This is a genomic window from Bacillus sp. EKM420B (genome assembly GCF_011065565.1).
GTDB lineage: Bacteria > Bacillota > Bacilli > Bacillales > Bacillaceae > Bacillus > Bacillus velezensis.
Genome location: NZ_JAAMNX010000001.1, coordinates 325,440 through 340,233, shown reverse-complemented (window position 1 = coordinate 340,233; position 14,794 = coordinate 325,440). Strand labels below are relative to the sequence as shown.

At 46.0% G+C, this 14,794-nt stretch carries 15 protein-coding genes; 5 read left to right on the top strand and 10 right to left on the bottom strand.

The annotated features are described in order from the left end of the window. The first annotated feature begins 179 nt into the window (after nucleotides 1-179). Together xre and G9F48_RS01865 are read left to right on the top strand one after the other, a co-directional pair. Nucleotides 180-518 carry an HTH-type transcriptional regulator Xre gene (gene xre / locus G9F48_RS01870; protein WP_003154871.1) on the top strand — a complete coding sequence of 113 codons (339 nt, stop codon included), beginning with the start codon at nucleotides 180-182 and terminating at the stop codon, nucleotides 516-518. 148 nt (nucleotides 519-666) lie between these two features. Further along, nucleotides 667-1,257, top strand: coding sequence for an ImmA/IrrE family metallo-endopeptidase (locus G9F48_RS01865; RefSeq protein ID WP_003154873.1), 591 nt, complete (start codon nucleotides 667-669; stop codon nucleotides 1,255-1,257). A gap of 153 nt (nucleotides 1,258-1,410) precedes the next feature. On the opposite strand, the gene G9F48_RS01860 is transcribed toward G9F48_RS01865, so the two are convergent. Continuing rightward, nucleotides 1,411-2,016, bottom strand: coding sequence for a poly-gamma-glutamate hydrolase family protein (locus tag G9F48_RS01860; protein ID WP_032858666.1), 606 nt, complete (start codon nucleotides 2,014-2,016; stop codon nucleotides 1,411-1,413). Between the two features lie 108 nt (nucleotides 2,017-2,124). Here G9F48_RS01860 and G9F48_RS01855 point away from each other — a divergent pair, with 108 nt between their 5' ends. Further along, complete coding sequence (locus tag G9F48_RS01855; RefSeq protein ID WP_003154878.1) at nucleotides 2,125-2,502, top strand: PH domain-containing protein; 378 nt, start codon at nucleotides 2,125-2,127, stop codon at nucleotides 2,500-2,502. 38 nt (nucleotides 2,503-2,540) lie between these two features. On the opposite strand, the gene G9F48_RS01850 is transcribed toward G9F48_RS01855, so the two are convergent. The 3 genes from G9F48_RS01850 to G9F48_RS01840 form a co-directional block, all read right to left on the bottom strand. Continuing rightward, nucleotides 2,541-3,494: an N-acetylmuramoyl-L-alanine amidase gene (locus G9F48_RS01850; protein ID WP_165408937.1), complete on the bottom strand. Its 954-nt coding sequence runs from the start codon at nucleotides 3,492-3,494 to the stop codon at nucleotides 2,541-2,543. A 141-nt stretch (nucleotides 3,495-3,635) separates the two neighbouring features. Beyond that, the gene (locus G9F48_RS01845; RefSeq protein WP_003154881.1) at nucleotides 3,636-3,770 is read right to left on the bottom strand and encodes a PhrA family phosphatase inhibitor; all 135 of its coding nucleotides are present in this window, start codon (nucleotides 3,768-3,770) and stop codon (nucleotides 3,636-3,638) included. Then, nucleotides 3,760-4,896, bottom strand: coding sequence for a Rap family tetratricopeptide repeat protein (locus tag G9F48_RS01840; RefSeq protein ID WP_087920760.1), 1,137 nt, complete (start codon nucleotides 4,894-4,896; stop codon nucleotides 3,760-3,762). The genes G9F48_RS01845 and G9F48_RS01840 overlap by 11 nt, the downstream gene beginning before the upstream one ends. A 204-nt stretch (nucleotides 4,897-5,100) precedes the next feature. Between G9F48_RS01840 and G9F48_RS01835 the strand changes: the two genes are divergently transcribed. Both G9F48_RS01835 and G9F48_RS01830 read left to right on the top strand, forming a co-directional pair. Further along, nucleotides 5,101-5,568, top strand: coding sequence for a DinB family protein (locus G9F48_RS01835; RefSeq protein ID WP_017417598.1), 468 nt, complete (start codon nucleotides 5,101-5,103; stop codon nucleotides 5,566-5,568). Nucleotides 5,569-5,716: 148 nt separating this feature from the next. Next, the gene (locus G9F48_RS01830; protein ID WP_003154887.1) at nucleotides 5,717-6,481 is read left to right on the top strand and encodes a sulfite exporter TauE/SafE family protein; all 765 of its coding nucleotides are present in this window, start codon (nucleotides 5,717-5,719) and stop codon (nucleotides 6,479-6,481) included. 33 nt (nucleotides 6,482-6,514) lie between these two features. On the opposite strand, the gene G9F48_RS01825 is transcribed toward G9F48_RS01830, so the two are convergent. The 6 genes from G9F48_RS01825 to G9F48_RS01800 all read right to left on the bottom strand — a co-directional run bounded on the left by G9F48_RS01825 (nucleotide 6,515) and on the right by G9F48_RS01800 (nucleotide 14,778). Continuing rightward, complete coding sequence (locus G9F48_RS01825) at nucleotides 6,515-8,008, bottom strand: UxaA family hydrolase (RefSeq protein ID WP_165408936.1); 1,494 nt, start codon at nucleotides 8,006-8,008, stop codon at nucleotides 6,515-6,517. A 12-nt stretch (nucleotides 8,009-8,020) separates the two neighbouring features. Then, the gene (locus tag G9F48_RS01820; RefSeq protein ID WP_165408935.1) at nucleotides 8,021-9,454 is read right to left on the bottom strand and encodes a tagaturonate reductase; all 1,434 of its coding nucleotides are present in this window, start codon (nucleotides 9,452-9,454) and stop codon (nucleotides 8,021-8,023) included. Nucleotides 9,455-9,529: 75 nt separating this feature from the next. Beyond that, nucleotides 9,530-10,528, bottom strand: a complete 999-nt coding sequence (locus G9F48_RS01815) for a LacI family DNA-binding transcriptional regulator (protein ID WP_003154904.1) — start codon at nucleotides 10,526-10,528, stop codon at nucleotides 9,530-9,532. Nucleotides 10,529-10,598: 70 nt separating this feature from the next. After that, nucleotides 10,599-11,990 carry an MFS transporter gene (locus tag G9F48_RS01810; protein WP_049589350.1) on the bottom strand — a complete coding sequence of 464 codons (1,392 nt, stop codon included), beginning with the start codon at nucleotides 11,988-11,990 and terminating at the stop codon, nucleotides 10,599-10,601. 24 nt (nucleotides 11,991-12,014) lie between these two features. After that, a complete protein-coding gene (uxaC, locus tag G9F48_RS01805) occupies nucleotides 12,015-13,412 on the bottom strand; it encodes a glucuronate isomerase (RefSeq protein WP_165408934.1) in 1,398 nt (465 codons plus the stop codon). Nucleotides 13,413-13,599: 187 nt separating this feature from the next. After that, complete coding sequence (locus G9F48_RS01800) at nucleotides 13,600-14,778, bottom strand: NAD(P)/FAD-dependent oxidoreductase (protein WP_003154907.1); 1,179 nt, start codon at nucleotides 14,776-14,778, stop codon at nucleotides 13,600-13,602. Between the last annotated feature and the right edge of the window lie 16 nt (nucleotides 14,779-14,794).

Below are 14,794 nucleotides of genomic sequence, written 5' to 3'. Positions count from 1 at the left end.
TGATCAATTTCTTATCGTATTTTGATACATTTTGTATCCCTATGATGTTGATTATATACGATACATTTCGTATCATCAAGACCTTTTTGATACTTTTTTTATCATCTCTTTCTTTTGATACATTTTGTATCTATAATCATAAGTAACTTAGGGTGTTGAAAAAAGAGAGGTCATTTCGGATGATAGGCGGAAGATTAAAGAGTCTCAGAGGTAAGAAAACGCAGGAAGAAGTCGCAAATCATATCGGTGTCTCGCGCGCCAGATATTCTCATTATGAAAACGGCCGATCTGAACCCGATTACGACACGCTGCAAAAGCTTGCGGATTATTTCAAAGTGTCGACTGATTATTTGTTAACCGGAAAAGAACCTTCAGATGAAGACATGTTTGCCGATCCCGACCTGCAGATCGCATATCGGGACATGCAGGACTTTTCCCCGGAAAGCAAGCAGCAGGCCATTGAATTCATTAATTATTTAAAAGAAAAAGAGAAAAACCGCAGGCCGAAACATAAATAATCCGCTCTTTTCCTTTAAACTGCTTAACGTTCAGCCGATATAAAAGCTGAATGTTTATTTTTAAAAGAAAAGGGAATTGATTCAAAGTCCGATCAGGGCTTTTCTTTCTCGCTTAAAAAAGAACATATGTTCGAAAGGGTGTATTCAATTGGGCGATTTTTTAACACATCTTGAGGAATACGTCAAAAACTTATATTGCCGCATGGGAATGACCGCCCCTCTCCATATTGATATGCAGATGATTGCCAAGGAGCTTGACATTTGGATTCATTTTGAAGATACGCACAGTATGATGCTGAAGCGGGACGGCATGTACAGCATCGTCCTGAATCAAAAAAAGTCACCCGAAGAGCAATGGCAGGATTTTGCGCACGAACTGTGCCATGTGCTGAAGCATACCGGGAACCATTTTCATATGAACAAGCTGTTCAGGGAACTGCAGGAATTTCAGGCCAACCATTTTATGTACCACTTCTGTGTGCCGACCTTTATGCTGTTAAACATGGAGCTGCCCCAGCGGAGGAGCCACGCCGTTATTTTAATCGCAGCCGCTTTCCGGGTGACGGCATCATTTGCGGAAAAAAGGCTCGAGCTGTTTGAACGGCGTAAAGCAGGTATTCAATTTCAGAAGCGGCTCGCTTGTCTGTTATCCGACAAGCGGCCGAATGTGTATTATGGAAGCGGACAGACACACTTGCATGCCGCTGAAGAAAAAACGCCGTATTTTATTGAAAATTAGCGATTCTCCGCCGGCTTAGAACGCAGCCGGCAGAATGTCATCATTTTGACATCGGAGGAAAGGTTTTTGCATCATGACGCTGTAATCACCGTGCTGCCCGCCAAGCACTTCTTGCGCCGCCTAGCTCCAGTGAATGTAAGAACGGGCCCCTGTTCATTTATCATAAAAACCGGCCTTCACGGTTTCTACATACCGAAAAAACAGATCGGTTGGCGTATATTTTTCTCCCCGGCAGCCAAAATTGCTGAACAGCGCGTGTCTCTGCGCCGTGCTCACTTCCAATTGCAGCCCCATTTTCCTTTTTGTCCGATTGACAATGTTGCCGGGATTTACACCTGCCAGCCGATCATTCTTCTCTGTCAGCTCGGCATCAAACCCCGCTTCACGCAGCAGATCACAAATCAGTCTTGCTTTTTCCAGATCCGCGCCCCCGACGAGTGTATTTGCCTTTTTCAGATCATGATACCCGTGAAAAGCCAATGCGTAATGATGGGCGGTCACTTTTTCTAAAGCCAGAGGCTCGTCAAAGCGTGTGCTTGTCAAGTGGAGAGAACGGTTATCGCACCGCTTCGTCCCTTCAAATAAATAAATTGAGCTTTGGTCAGAAAATGCCTGCACCAGCTCACTGACACCCGGCTCAATCCTGCCGCCGTGGGGTGCGAGGACGATACATTTACTTCCCTCTTTTTCTTCATAAATAATTCTGTATTCCGATTCAGCAGCAGAAAGGGCTGCGAAATTGTCATATCTATCTTTCATGTGTAACATGCTCTCCTTTTCCAGTCAGCACCAGTTTACTCTAATCATCTGGGAATGGAAACCTTTTTATAGTATGATTTGATAGAATACGTATCAGGGGGAGATATTATGGGGTTCATCAACGGATTGCTGGGCAATGCGTCGACAATATCGACGGCTGAAGCAAAATCAGAACTGGCCCGTATTTTGCTGGAAGGCGAGAATGTCAATGCCGCATTTAAGCTTGTCCGAGATATCATTGTCTTTACGGATAAGCGTCTTATTCTTGTTGATAAACAGGGACTCACGGGGAAGAAAACGGAGATTCAATCCATTCCGTACAAGAGCATTTCCAGATTCAGCGTAGAAACCGCCGGCCGCTTTGACCTTGATTCAGAGCTGAAAATTTGGATTTCAGGCGCGGAACTTCCCGCTGTCTCAAAGCAGTTTAAAAAAGATGAAAGCATTTATGATATTCAAAAGGCCCTTGCCGCAGTTTGTATGTAAGAAGAAAACGGAAGCCCGGGGAGCTTCCGTTTTCTTGATTACAGTTTTTCTTCAATTTTCGCCTTCGTTTTCGGGCCGTAAATTCCGTCTGCCGTTAATCCGCTGACGGATTGAAAACGTTTTACGGCATTTGCCGTTTTCGGGCCGTAAACGCCGTCCGCCCCATGATTTTTTGCTCCTTTATCGGGATAAAAATAAAGAGCGGATAAAGCGTTTTGCACTTGTTTTACGTTTGTCCCTTTCGTCAGCGGTTTCGTCACTTTGATCACACCGGATGGAAGCGGATAGGAAGACACAGCCTGACTTTTTGAAGAAGAACCCGTCTGAGCGAGCTTGATCACTTGTCCGACTGTAATGTGATTCGGATCGGTGATATGGTTGATGCTTTGCAGCGATTTTACGCTGACACCGTGCGATGCGGCGATTTCCGATAAGGTGTCGCCTTTTTTCACATGGTACTCAGACGCGGAAGAAGAAATAGAGGCTTTTTTCGCCGTCATACTTCCGCTTAATTTCTTTTCAATCTTCGCCTTCACTTCATCCCAGCGGCCTTCAGACAAAATGCGGTGCGGGCAGTACTTTCCGTTCCAGTCCTGATGCTTTCTGATCCTGTCAATCCCCCAGCCCCGTTCTTTCAAAAGCTGCGCCGCAAATGCAATCGCCAGTTCTTCTGCGGCTCTGTACCGTTCGCCGCCTGACTTGCTGTAACAGATTTCTATAGCAATCGACTTTCGGTTTCCGGTACCGTTCGTGCCGTCTCCCGAATGCCAGGCATTCCGGTCCAACGGAATTCCCTGGATCACTTCTTTGTCATCAACCGCAAAATGATAGCTCGTTGATTCGCTGTTTCCCGTCATATAGCTGATTTCATTAGCGGCGGATGCGTCGTTTGCCGTGTTATGAATGGTAATATACTCCGGCGTCATCGGATTCGGACATTTTAACGCATATTTATCAGCCGATACGAGCCGTTTTTTCACTTCAATCCCCACTCTTCATCTCTCCTTATGCCTTTTTCATCAATAGGTGGCATTCGTAGGACAGATAACTGAGTATATAGACCCTGCATTCGGATAAAAATGGAATGGATACGCATGCAAAAAATAAGACCCTTCCAAAGAAGGGTCTTTATGTTATGTTTGGTTGCGCGCGGCAATATGGAATGTGCCGTCCGCTTGGTTTTCCAAATGGCTTTCATGGCCGATCACCTGTGTAAAGCTGAACCCGACAGCAACAAGCAGCAATCCTGACAACAGTTTAGATTTCATATAGACAATCTCCTCTCTGGATTTGTTTTTGGGCGTGCACCATTTTTTCATAAAACGTGAGCGCTTTTTCAGGCTGTCCGTGTTTCATGTAAAATTTGGCAGCGTCATGCGCCAATTCTTCCACATACGGATACAGCATGTGTTCTTCCAGAAAATCAAACGTGTGCCTGACGGATGCGTTATCCATTTCCTTGCCGTATAACGCATGCAAAAATTGGAACAGATTGACAAACAATTCATCATTGTATTCGCGGGCGATACTGAGCCCGAGGCGATATTGCTTCTCTGCTTCGGCTGTAGTGTTCTGTTTATAAAGAACCTGTGTTAATGAGTAAATAGAATGCGGAAGATTATCGAACTTTTCTGACCTGCAAATGGAAACGGATGTCTCAAAATATTCGGCTGCTTTAGAGAGGTCTCCCATTTTTTCGTAACAGTTTCCGAGATTATATAAGGCTGAACTGATAAGACGGGGATTGCCTTCTTGTTTTGCAAGATCTAAAGCAAGTTCTAAGTGGGGCAATGCTCTTTCTGGATACTGCATGTCATCATAATTCCCTGCAATAACGAATTCACATTGGATTCTGCGGACGTTGTACGTCTCATACGATTGGTACGTTTCAAGGGCTTGAACGGCATAACTCATGGAGACGTAGGTTTGTTTCAGGTTGTAAAAAATCTCGGCCATTTTAAAAGCAAACTCAGCTTTCTCGATGTCATCAGAAACGAGTGCAAGGTTTTTTTCAGCCCGTTTGTAATACATCATGGCGTTTAGGAACATTTTCTGTTTAAATTCGTACATTCCTCGAAAAAAATTAAAGTAGTAATCAAGCAGTCCTGTCAGTTTATACTGGTTGCCTTCAATGTCTTCCAATAATTCTGAAAACTCAGGCTGAGAAGGGTCCTCCTTTAAGGGCTTGATGTAATCCAGCATGACGCGGTGTCTGAATTCCATTAATGAATAATACAGCAGCAGATCCTGATCTTCTTCCATATCCTCAATCTCTCTCTCTACTTCACGTTTGACGCGCTCCGCCTCAAGGACGTGAAACTGCCGGATATGGGTATACCATTCATTAATTTTGAGCCCGACAAAAGAGGACGGAATAGTCTGCTTCATCCTCAATAAATCCCCCCTTTTGGAATGACCGAGATATGTCATATTTTATCATAATTGCTAGAAAAAGAAGAACGCAAAAAGACCGCAATTGTCGAATTTCGGATATCCGCAACGATTTATCTTCATCACAAGCTTATTGCTTGTTTCTTCCGTGCCGTTGATATAGCATATCCTTGCAGCTTTTATTCTGTATTAAATGGGGGTTTTCACATGACAGCACAAAATCAATTGGTCAGCCACTTTCTGTCACATCGAAACGTGACGATTGAGCTGGCGGAAAAAATCAGCCGCGAGCATTACGACTACAAGCCGGCAGAGACATCAATGTCCGCTCAGGAACTTGTAAAACACATCGTTTATTCTTTTCTTATGTTTGCAAACGTCATTAACGACGGAAACGGATCAGCTATCCAGAACAAACCGAAAGAAGAAGCGGAAACAGACCTCGTCAAACTGGCTGAAGCATGTACTGAAAAAACGACAAACATCCTGTCACAGCTGACTGAAGAGCAGCTGAACCGCGAAATTGACCTGACTGCCTCTTTCGGCAGAAAAATAACCGGCGCGGCTCTCCTTCAGCTTGCCATGGAGCATGAAATTCATCATAAAGGCAATCTTTTCGTGTATGTCAGAGAAATGGGCCACACGGAACTTCCGTTTTATCAGCAAAAATCATAATCCGGCCATCATCCGCCGATCTGCGAAATAACAGCAGGCAGGCGGATTTTTTTGTTCTGTATAAAATTTTCCGAAAATTTAATTGATTACCGCCTCTTAATCATATATAATCTGATAAAAATAGTAGGATTATTCGGGAGGCACACAGATGACTGTAAGCATTGTGTTTATGGGTTTCTTTGTCGGAACGCTGGTCGGATTGACGGGTGTGGGAGGAGCGGCGCTTTTGACTCCTTTACTGATCGTTTTGGGGATCAACCCCTCAATCGCCGTCGGCACTGACCTTTTATATAATTCCATCACCAAACTGTTCGGTGTCGTTTCTCATTGGAAGCAGCGCACCGTTCAATTTAAACTTGTCGGCTACTTGGCGCTCGGGAGCATTCCCAGCGCAACAGCCGCCATCGGTGTTCTTCACTTGTTTCCCGCTTTTCACCAGCATCAGGAGCAGATTATCAAACAGGCTCTCGGCTACGTGCTGACCCTTGTCGCTATTTCCATTATCGCCCGCCTTTTTTTCGATAAAAAACTGCGGCCGAACCGCTGGCAGCAAAAAACACTTGAAGAAAAGCGGACACTCATGATACTGATCGGCGTCATTTTCGGCTTCATCGTCGGCCTGACATCTATTGGGTCCGGCTCATTATTTGCGATCGCCATGTTATACCTGTTCAGAATGAAAACGGCAGAAGTGGTGGGAACGGATATCGCACATGCCTTTCTGCTCGTAACTGTTGCCGGTCTGTTAAACGCAAGCTTCGGAAGCGTCGATTACCTGCTTGTATTGAATCTGTTGATCGGCTCTGTGCCGGGTGTGCTTCTCGGCAGCTTCTTTTCGCCGAAATTCTCACCGCGCCCGCTGCAGTTTGTGATGGCGGCGATTATTTTAATCAGCGGGATAAAATTAATCTAAAAAAGGCGGTCTGTTGTCAGATCGCCTTTTCTCTTATAACGTCACACCGGACTTAAAGATTGCAAGCTCCCGAAAATCGTTTTTTTCGTTATTGACGAATTGTCCGCTTGCAACGTTAATAATGTATTGAATAAAATCTCTTACAATGTGATCTTCTGTTGTTTCGTCTTCCGCCAATCTCCCCGCGTTGTAATCAATCCAATGAGGTTTTGATTGAAATAAATCGGTATTTGTTGATATTTTCACAGTCGGGACAAATGTGCCGAACGGCGTGCCTCTTCCGGTTGTAAACAACACGAGGTGACAGCCCGCCGCAGCGAGCGCCGAAGAAGCGATTAAATCATTGCCGGGCGCACTGAGCAGTGTCAATCCCTTTGTTTTCAGTGTTTCACCGTATGTCAGCACATCAGAAACCGGTGCAAGACCGGCTTTTTGGGTGCAGCCGAGCGACTTGTCTTCGAGCGTTGAAATGCCGCCTTCCTTATTCCCTGGTGACGGGTTTTCATAAATCGGCTGCTCGTGCTTCATAAAATATTGCTTGAAATCATTGATCAATCGGACTGTTTTATGAAACACTTCTTCACTCGCCGCACGCTGCATGAGAATCGTCTCAGCGCCGAACATCTCAGGCACCTCCGTTAAGACCGTGCTCCCTCCCTGTGCAATCAAGTAATCTGAAAATCTCCCTAATAAAGGGTTTGCGGTGATGCCGGAAAAACCGTCCGATCCGCCGCATTTCAATCCGATGCTCAATTCTGACAGCGGAATCTCCTCACGTTTATCTCCCTTTGCCGCAAGGTGTATCTCTTTAAGAAGCGCTGTTCCCGCTTCAATTTCATCTGTGACAGCCTGTGATTCGAGAAATTTCACCCGATCTCCGTTCACTTCAGAAAGCGTTTCCTTAATCGCCGCCAGCTCATTATTTTCACAGCCGAGCCCTAAAACCAACACACCGCCCGCATTTGGATGACGGATGGCGTTTATCAGCATTTGTTTCGTATTCTCATGATCATCGCCAAGCTGGGAGCAGCCGTATTGGTGCTTTAAAACCAGCACATTGTCAAAGGGCGCAATGTCTTTCGCCTCTTTTACGAAGCGCTGCAGGATTTTCTCAGCGACGCCGTTTACGCAGCCGACTGTAGGCACGATCCACAGTTCATTCCGAACGCCGGATGTACCATTTTCTCTTTTGTAGCCTTGAAATGTCCGGTTCTCATTTGTAAAAGGATTGTCCTCGAAGCGCGGTGAATACGTGTATTCTTGCACATCGGATAAATTCGTTTGCAGATTATGGGTATGAATATGCTCGCCGGCCGAAATCCGCCTTGTCGCACGCCCGATCGAAAAACCGTATTTAATGATGCTGCCGTTTTCTTCAATGGTTTGCAGCGCGATTTTATGCCCCCGCTTTACAGGGTCCTTCACTTCAATCGTCAGTCCGTCTGTATGCAGCCGCTCCCCTTTGTTAAAATGGCGCATAGCGAGAAGCACGTTATCGTTTTTATGGATTTTTATGACCTCTTTCATTTCACTTCCCCCTTATTTATTGCCGCAGCATTCATGTAACGCATGCTTCATCCCCCGCTTATGAATGACAGAGAGAAAAAAAGCCGTTCGTTCAGTCAGTCCCGGAAGATGGTTCAGATTCTTTCCCCACAGTCGCTCTTCTCCTAATATAGTAAATGCCGCTTGAAACATATCATCTTTGCAACGGGACCGCGCCATTTGAAAACGGTTCAGAACCTCCTTGCCGTCTGCCGGTTTGTTCGGCCCGTTCCAGTATGAATAGATCATGGCGCTGAATGAAAACACCAGCCTCTCAGGAAGCCGTCCCTCCTGTTCGATATAAGCCTTCAGCGTCGGCAGGTTTCTTGTTTTGAATTTCGCGGCGGCGTTAAGGGTGATGCTTTGCAGATAATGTTGGATATAAGGGTTTTTAAACCGGTGTAACACATCTGCCGCATACTGGGTGACACCCTCCATTTGCAGCACGGGAAGGATTTCTTCATTGATCAGCTCTTCGATGAATCTGCCCGTCACCCCGTGCTCAGCCGCTTCCCGGACGGTTTGCAGTCCGTATAATAAAGCCACTGGCGCCAATGCCGTGTGAGCGCCGTTTAAGATTCTCACCTTTTTTGTCCTGTAAGGCGTAAGGTCAGACGTGATCAGTGCGTTCAGCCCGGCATCAGCAAAAGGAAGCTCATTCTGAAGCTGTTCCGGCCCTTCTATCACCCACAAATAATAATGCTCACCGACCACAAGCAGACGGTCTTCGTATCCGAGAAAATCGGTAAGTTCTTCCGCGGTATCAACGGGAAATCCGGGAACAATCCGATCCACGAGAGTATTGCAGAAGATGTTCGCGTCATGAATCCATTGAGTAAACTCAGGCTCCAGCTCCCACAGCCCGGCATATTGAAGCACGGCCGCCTTCAGTTTCCGTCCGTTTTCTTCGACCAGTTCACATGGAAGCACAATGCACCCTTTCTCGGCGTCACCCGCAAATGCCTTATAGCGGAAATAAAGGAACGCCGCTAATTTCCCGGGGAATGTTTTTTGAGGTCTATCCTCAAGCCGGTCGCCTTTCTCAAACGTAATTCCCGCTTCTGTCGTATTGGAGATGATAAAACGAAGATCCTCTTGTGCTGCCAGCCGTTTAAAGGAATCATAGTCAGAAAAAAGATCAATGCCGCGGCTGATGGATTTGACGATCGTGTGTTCTTCAGCCGGTTGTCCGTCCTTTATCCCCTGCAAAAAAAGCGTAAATAAACCGTCCTGCTCGTTTAAACGTTTGATTTTCTCAGAGCCTCTCGGCTGTACGGCGACAACGCTTCCGTTAAAATCCGTCAATCGATTCAATTGATCGATCTGCCAGTCAGCGAAGGCCCGCAAAAAGTTGCCTTCGCCGAACTGAAGGACTTTTTCAGGATATTGAATGTATTCACCGCACATCTTTTTATTCAGCTGCCGCAAGCTGTCCGCCTCCTTCTGCATTTATGCACACGTTAACATTCCCCCGTACGAAAACCCGGATATTCAGACGGGCTGTTATGTGAGTTTTTTAATTGAGTCTCTTATCATCACCTCGGTGTTTTCGTATATTTTTTCCGCCGCCGTATCCGGGTCGGTGATAAGCGCCAAAATCTTCTCTGCGCCGAGTATGCTGATTTTTTCAACCGGGCGTTTTACTGTCGAAAGCCTCGGTGTCATGTATTGAGAAATGCCGATGTCATCAAACCCGATAACGGATATATCTTCCGGAACGTTCAGGCCTTTGGCGAAAATGGTATTCATCGCCCCGATCGCCATATCATCGTTTGAACAAAAAACAGCCGTAGGCGGTGATTGAAGCGCCAAGAGTTTTTCCATCGCCTGACTGCCGCTTTCCATATCATAGCGGCCTTTTACACTGTATTCATGCTTAATCGGGATAGAATGATCAATTAAAGATGTCAAATAGCCTTCTTTCCGCTGAGAAGCTGACCTGAATCCTTCCTTTCCCTCAATGATCGCGATATCTCTGTGTCCGTTTGCGATCAGGCAGTCGACCGCCTGTCTGGAGCCTTCTTTATCGTTTGACAGGATATTCGTGATGCTCCGGTCATCAATGTCCCGGTTCAGCACGACGAGCGGGATGTTTTTCTCACGGATATGATAAATAAATGAATTATCACTGTCGCTTTGGCTCATTAAAATGATTCCGTCATATCTCATGGGCGTAATGGTTTCAAAGCTTTTCAGATCGTCAATCGCGCGGACGAACAAATTGTATTCCTCACTGATTGTGCGGTTTACACCTTTGATGGTATCGGAAAAAAAGCTGTGTGAGGTTCCGTTGGTGATGCTTGTAAAAAACAGTCCGATCGTATGGGACTTTTGCATGGCAAGGCTTTTTGCATTTACATTCGGTGTGTAATTCAGCTGTGAAGCGAGCTCTAATATTTTCTGTTTTGTATGCTCTTTAATGTAGGGGCTGCCGTTAAGTGCCCGGGATACGGTTGTGTGGGATACGTTGGCGAGTTTTGCGATATCTTTTATGGTTACCATCGTTTTTCCTTTCTTTCTGTATGCTGTCATTTATTTCTATTGTACCATTAACGGACAGTCCATAAAATCACTAAAGTTGAGGTTTTGCATGATGTAAGTCCTGAACGAGCTCGGCATGCTGCCGGTCCGTCAGTTTATACATTAAACCGATAATCAGCATGGCGCACGCTAAAGCGAAAGCCGGGTACAGCAGCAGAAGCCCTTTAATCCCGATTAACGTGCCTTTTGTCTGAGAAGCATTCGGGATATAGCCGATAACGCTCAGCCCGATGCCTGAAAGAAAACCTGATAAAGATTGGGCGAGTTTTCTGGAGAAGTTAAAAAGCGAATATGTCGTCGCCTCCTTCCGTTCACCCGTCTTCCACTCTCCGTAATCAATAATGTCCGACACAAGCGCCCACGTAATGCCGTTTGGTATGCTGATCCCGATAAAAGCAATGCTCGCTAACGCCGTGAAGATATATACATTTGACGGGAGACAGAAATTCAGCGCATCAGCCGCGGCGCTGACGGCAAAACCGATCATCACCGTTTGCTTTTTTCCGAAGCGTTTGACGAGTTTCGGCATAAACAACACACCTAAAAATGAAGAGCCGATGATGATAAAACTCATGTAGGACATCAGCTCCGCATTGTTGAGATTGTACTGGGCGAAGTAAACAAGCATAGCGGATTTAATGTTATATGCCGATATTGAGAAAATCGTCATGAAAACGACGGTCAGAAGCGGTTTGTTGCCGATAAAGCATTTGAAAACCGACATGACGGACAGCTTTTCTTTCGGCGCTTCACGGACGATAATTCTTTCTTTGCAGTTTCGGTAGCAGATCATAAATCCCGCGATTCCGATTACGGCCATCATTCCCATGACTGCCGGGTAGCCGATGTGAACGTTATCAAAATGAACGAGAATCGGGATGACGATGACACTTGTAATGAGCAGCGCGCCGAGAGAGCCGATCTGGCGGAATGCGGAAAGCGCCGTTCTGTCCTCCGCATCCTGTGTAATGGCTGCACCGAGGGAGCCGTACGGAATATTGACGAAAGAATAAGCGACCCCCCACAGCATGTAAGAAGCATAGGCGTACACAAGCTTCCAGGTGACGCTCACGTCCGGTGACACAAAAATCAATACGGTCATGACCGCAAGAATAATACTTCCGAATAATAAGTACGGCCTGAATTTCCCCCGGGGTCCGATCTTTTTTCTGTAGTCAATGGCCGAGCCGACAATCGGATCAGTCAAAGCCGCAAACAGCTTGCTGACCAAAAAAATACTGCCGGCGAACGCTGCCGGAATGCCTGCGACATCTGTGAAAAACTTCAGCAAATAGATCTGCCCGAGATCAAACATAAATCCGTTCCCAAAATCTCCGAAACCATAGGATACTTTTTCTTTCAGACTCAGCTTATGCTCCTTCACTTTTGCGGCAGGTGCTGTCACGACAGGCACATTACTCATAGGCCACCTCTTTCATTCCATTTTTTAAAAGCGGAAATATTCCTCAGCATTCCGGTAACAAATTCCCTCGACAATCCTCCCTAAAAGCTCCATATCGCAGGGCGCTTCGCCTTGTTCCGCCCAGCCGCCGATCAGCGTGCAGACAAGCCGCCTGAAGTATTCATGGCGGGAATAGGACAGGAAACTTCTTGAATCCGTCAGCATCCCGATAAAACGGCTGAACAGGCCCATATTTGATAACGCTTTCATTTGCTGGAGCATTCCATCTTTCGTGTCATTGAACCACCAGGCTGTGCCGAATTGAATTTTCCCCGGTGTTTTCCCATCCTGAAAGCTGTTGATCATGCTGGCGATAATATAGTTGTCATTCGGATTCAAAGAATACAAAATCGTTTTAGGCAATTGCCGCTTTTTTTCGGCGGAATCTAACAGCCGGGCAAGCGGCTTTGCGATACGTTCATCATTAATTGAGTCATATCCCGTATCAGGACCGAGGCTGCTGAACTTATTTGTATTGGTATTTCTTAACGCGTTAATATGGAACTGCATCGCCCAGTCCAGTTCGGCATAAAGACCGCAAAGATATTGCAGCGTCCGTGTTTTGAATTTCTTTTCATCTTCAAAAGACACATGCTCTCCGCTTAATCCCGCGGCAAAAATCCGGGCCGCTTCCTCTTCGGTCGTCTCGGCATAAACCATTTGATCTAATGCATGATCCGACACTCTTCCTCCGGCATTGTGAAAAAAGCGGACGCGGGACTCTAACGCATCTAAATACGATTGGTAGGTGGTGACAGCCATTCCGGAAGCGCTCTCCAGCGAACGGACCCAATCGGCAAAACCCGGGCTGCTGATGTCCAGTCCTTTGTCAGGCCGAAATCCGGGCAGCACTTGAACCGGAAAATCACTTTCTTTCAACAGTTCGTGGTATGTCAGCGCATCGGCAGGATCGTCGGTTGTGCAAATGACTTTGACATTTGATTTCAGAATGAGATCCCTTGCGCCAAACCCGTCTCCCTGCAGGAGCTCATTCGTTTTTTTCCAAATTGCCGCGGCCGTTTTTTCATTCAATACGTCATAAATGCCGAACCAGCGCTGCAGCTCTAAATGCGTCCAGCTGTACAGCGGATTGCCTATCGCCATCGGCACCGTTTTTGCCCAGGCGAAAAACTTCTCTTCATCTGAAGCGTTTCCGGTAATGCAGCGCTCTTCAATGCCGTTGGCCCTCATAATCCGCCACTTGTAGTGATCACCGTAAAGCCATGCCTCCGTAATGGTTGCGAAGGTTTTATTTTCATAGATTTCCTTTGGGCTTAAGTGACAGTGATAATCAATGATCGGCATGTTTTCAGCGTATTCCCGGTACAGCTTTACGGCCGTTTTACTATCCAGTAAAAAGTCATCACCCATAAAAGCTTTCACACTCTCATCCTCCCTCTTAAAAAATGTTAACGTTAACAAAATCGTTCTTTTTTATTTTAGCTTCCTCTTTCTCACATATCAATCATTTTTATTTTATTTTTCAGAAAATTGCATCCGTTAACATTTTCATGCAAAAAAAGACATTGCCGAGAAAAGTCCGGCAATGTCTTCTGTGTGATCTTAAGGATTAGTAAGCGAGGCTGAATAATCCTTTGATATGTGTTAAATAACGTACGTTACTTGCTTCTTTCATTAAAGATGCCGGAAGGCCTTTCAGCGGAGTAGAGTTCGCTCCGATGATGGCAACCGCGTCTTTACGTCCGAGGCTTGCAAGCGTACCAGAGTTTACAGGCTTGAATGTTTCAAGCGTTTTTCCTTCTAAGTAAGCGAACAGGTTGTAACCGACAAGTTCACCCATCTGCCAAGCGATTTGCGCTGTCGGCGGGTACGGACGGCCGTCCGGCGCAAAGTATACAGCGCTGTCTCCGACAACGAATACATCTTCGTGAGAAGTAGATTGTAAGAAATCGTTAACCGTCGCACGGCCGCGGTTCACTTCAAGGCCGGATTCGCCGACTAACGGGTTGCCTTGTACGCCGCCTGTCCATACAAATGTGTTGGCAACGACTTTTGAACCGTCTTTCAGATCAATAACGTTTCCTTCAACATTTGTAACAGGAAGACCTGTTAAGAACTCAACGCCGCGTTTTTCAAGGCTTTTTGTCGCGCGTTCGATAAGGTCATCAGGAAGAACAGGAAGAATTTTCGGACCTGCTTCTACTAATTTCAGTTTGATTTCTTTCGGATCTACGCCGTATTTTTTCGTAAGGTTCGGCATGATGTCAGCAAGTTCACCGACAAGCTCGACGCCTGTTAAGCCGCCGCCGCCGATAAGGATTGTTGCATCAGCTTCGTTTTTCGTTTTAGAGTATTCACGCACCCGGTCTTCCACGTGTTTGTATACTTTGTTGGCATCAGCAGCAGATTTCAGCACCATGCTGTTTTCTTCAAGTCCAGGAATGCCGAAATAAGCCGTAACAGAACCAAGTCCGACAACAAGCGCGTCATAAGTCAGCTTAGAACCGTCAGAAAGGGCAACTTCTTTCTTATCAACTGAGAAAGAATTGACTTCTGCGATTTTAATGTCGACGTCTTTTCCTTTCAGAAGTTTTTCAAGCGGCATAGCAACAGCCTGTTCAGACACGTTGCCGGCTGCAAGGCGGTGCAGTTCCGTAATGATTTGGTGAGTCGGGTATTTGTTCACAACGGTTACGCGTGCTTCATCTTTACTGTAATGTTTGCGAACGGTTAAAGCAGAAAGAACTCCGCCGTAACCAGCGCCTAAAATGACAATATGTTTTGACATCGTATATCCTCCGTCC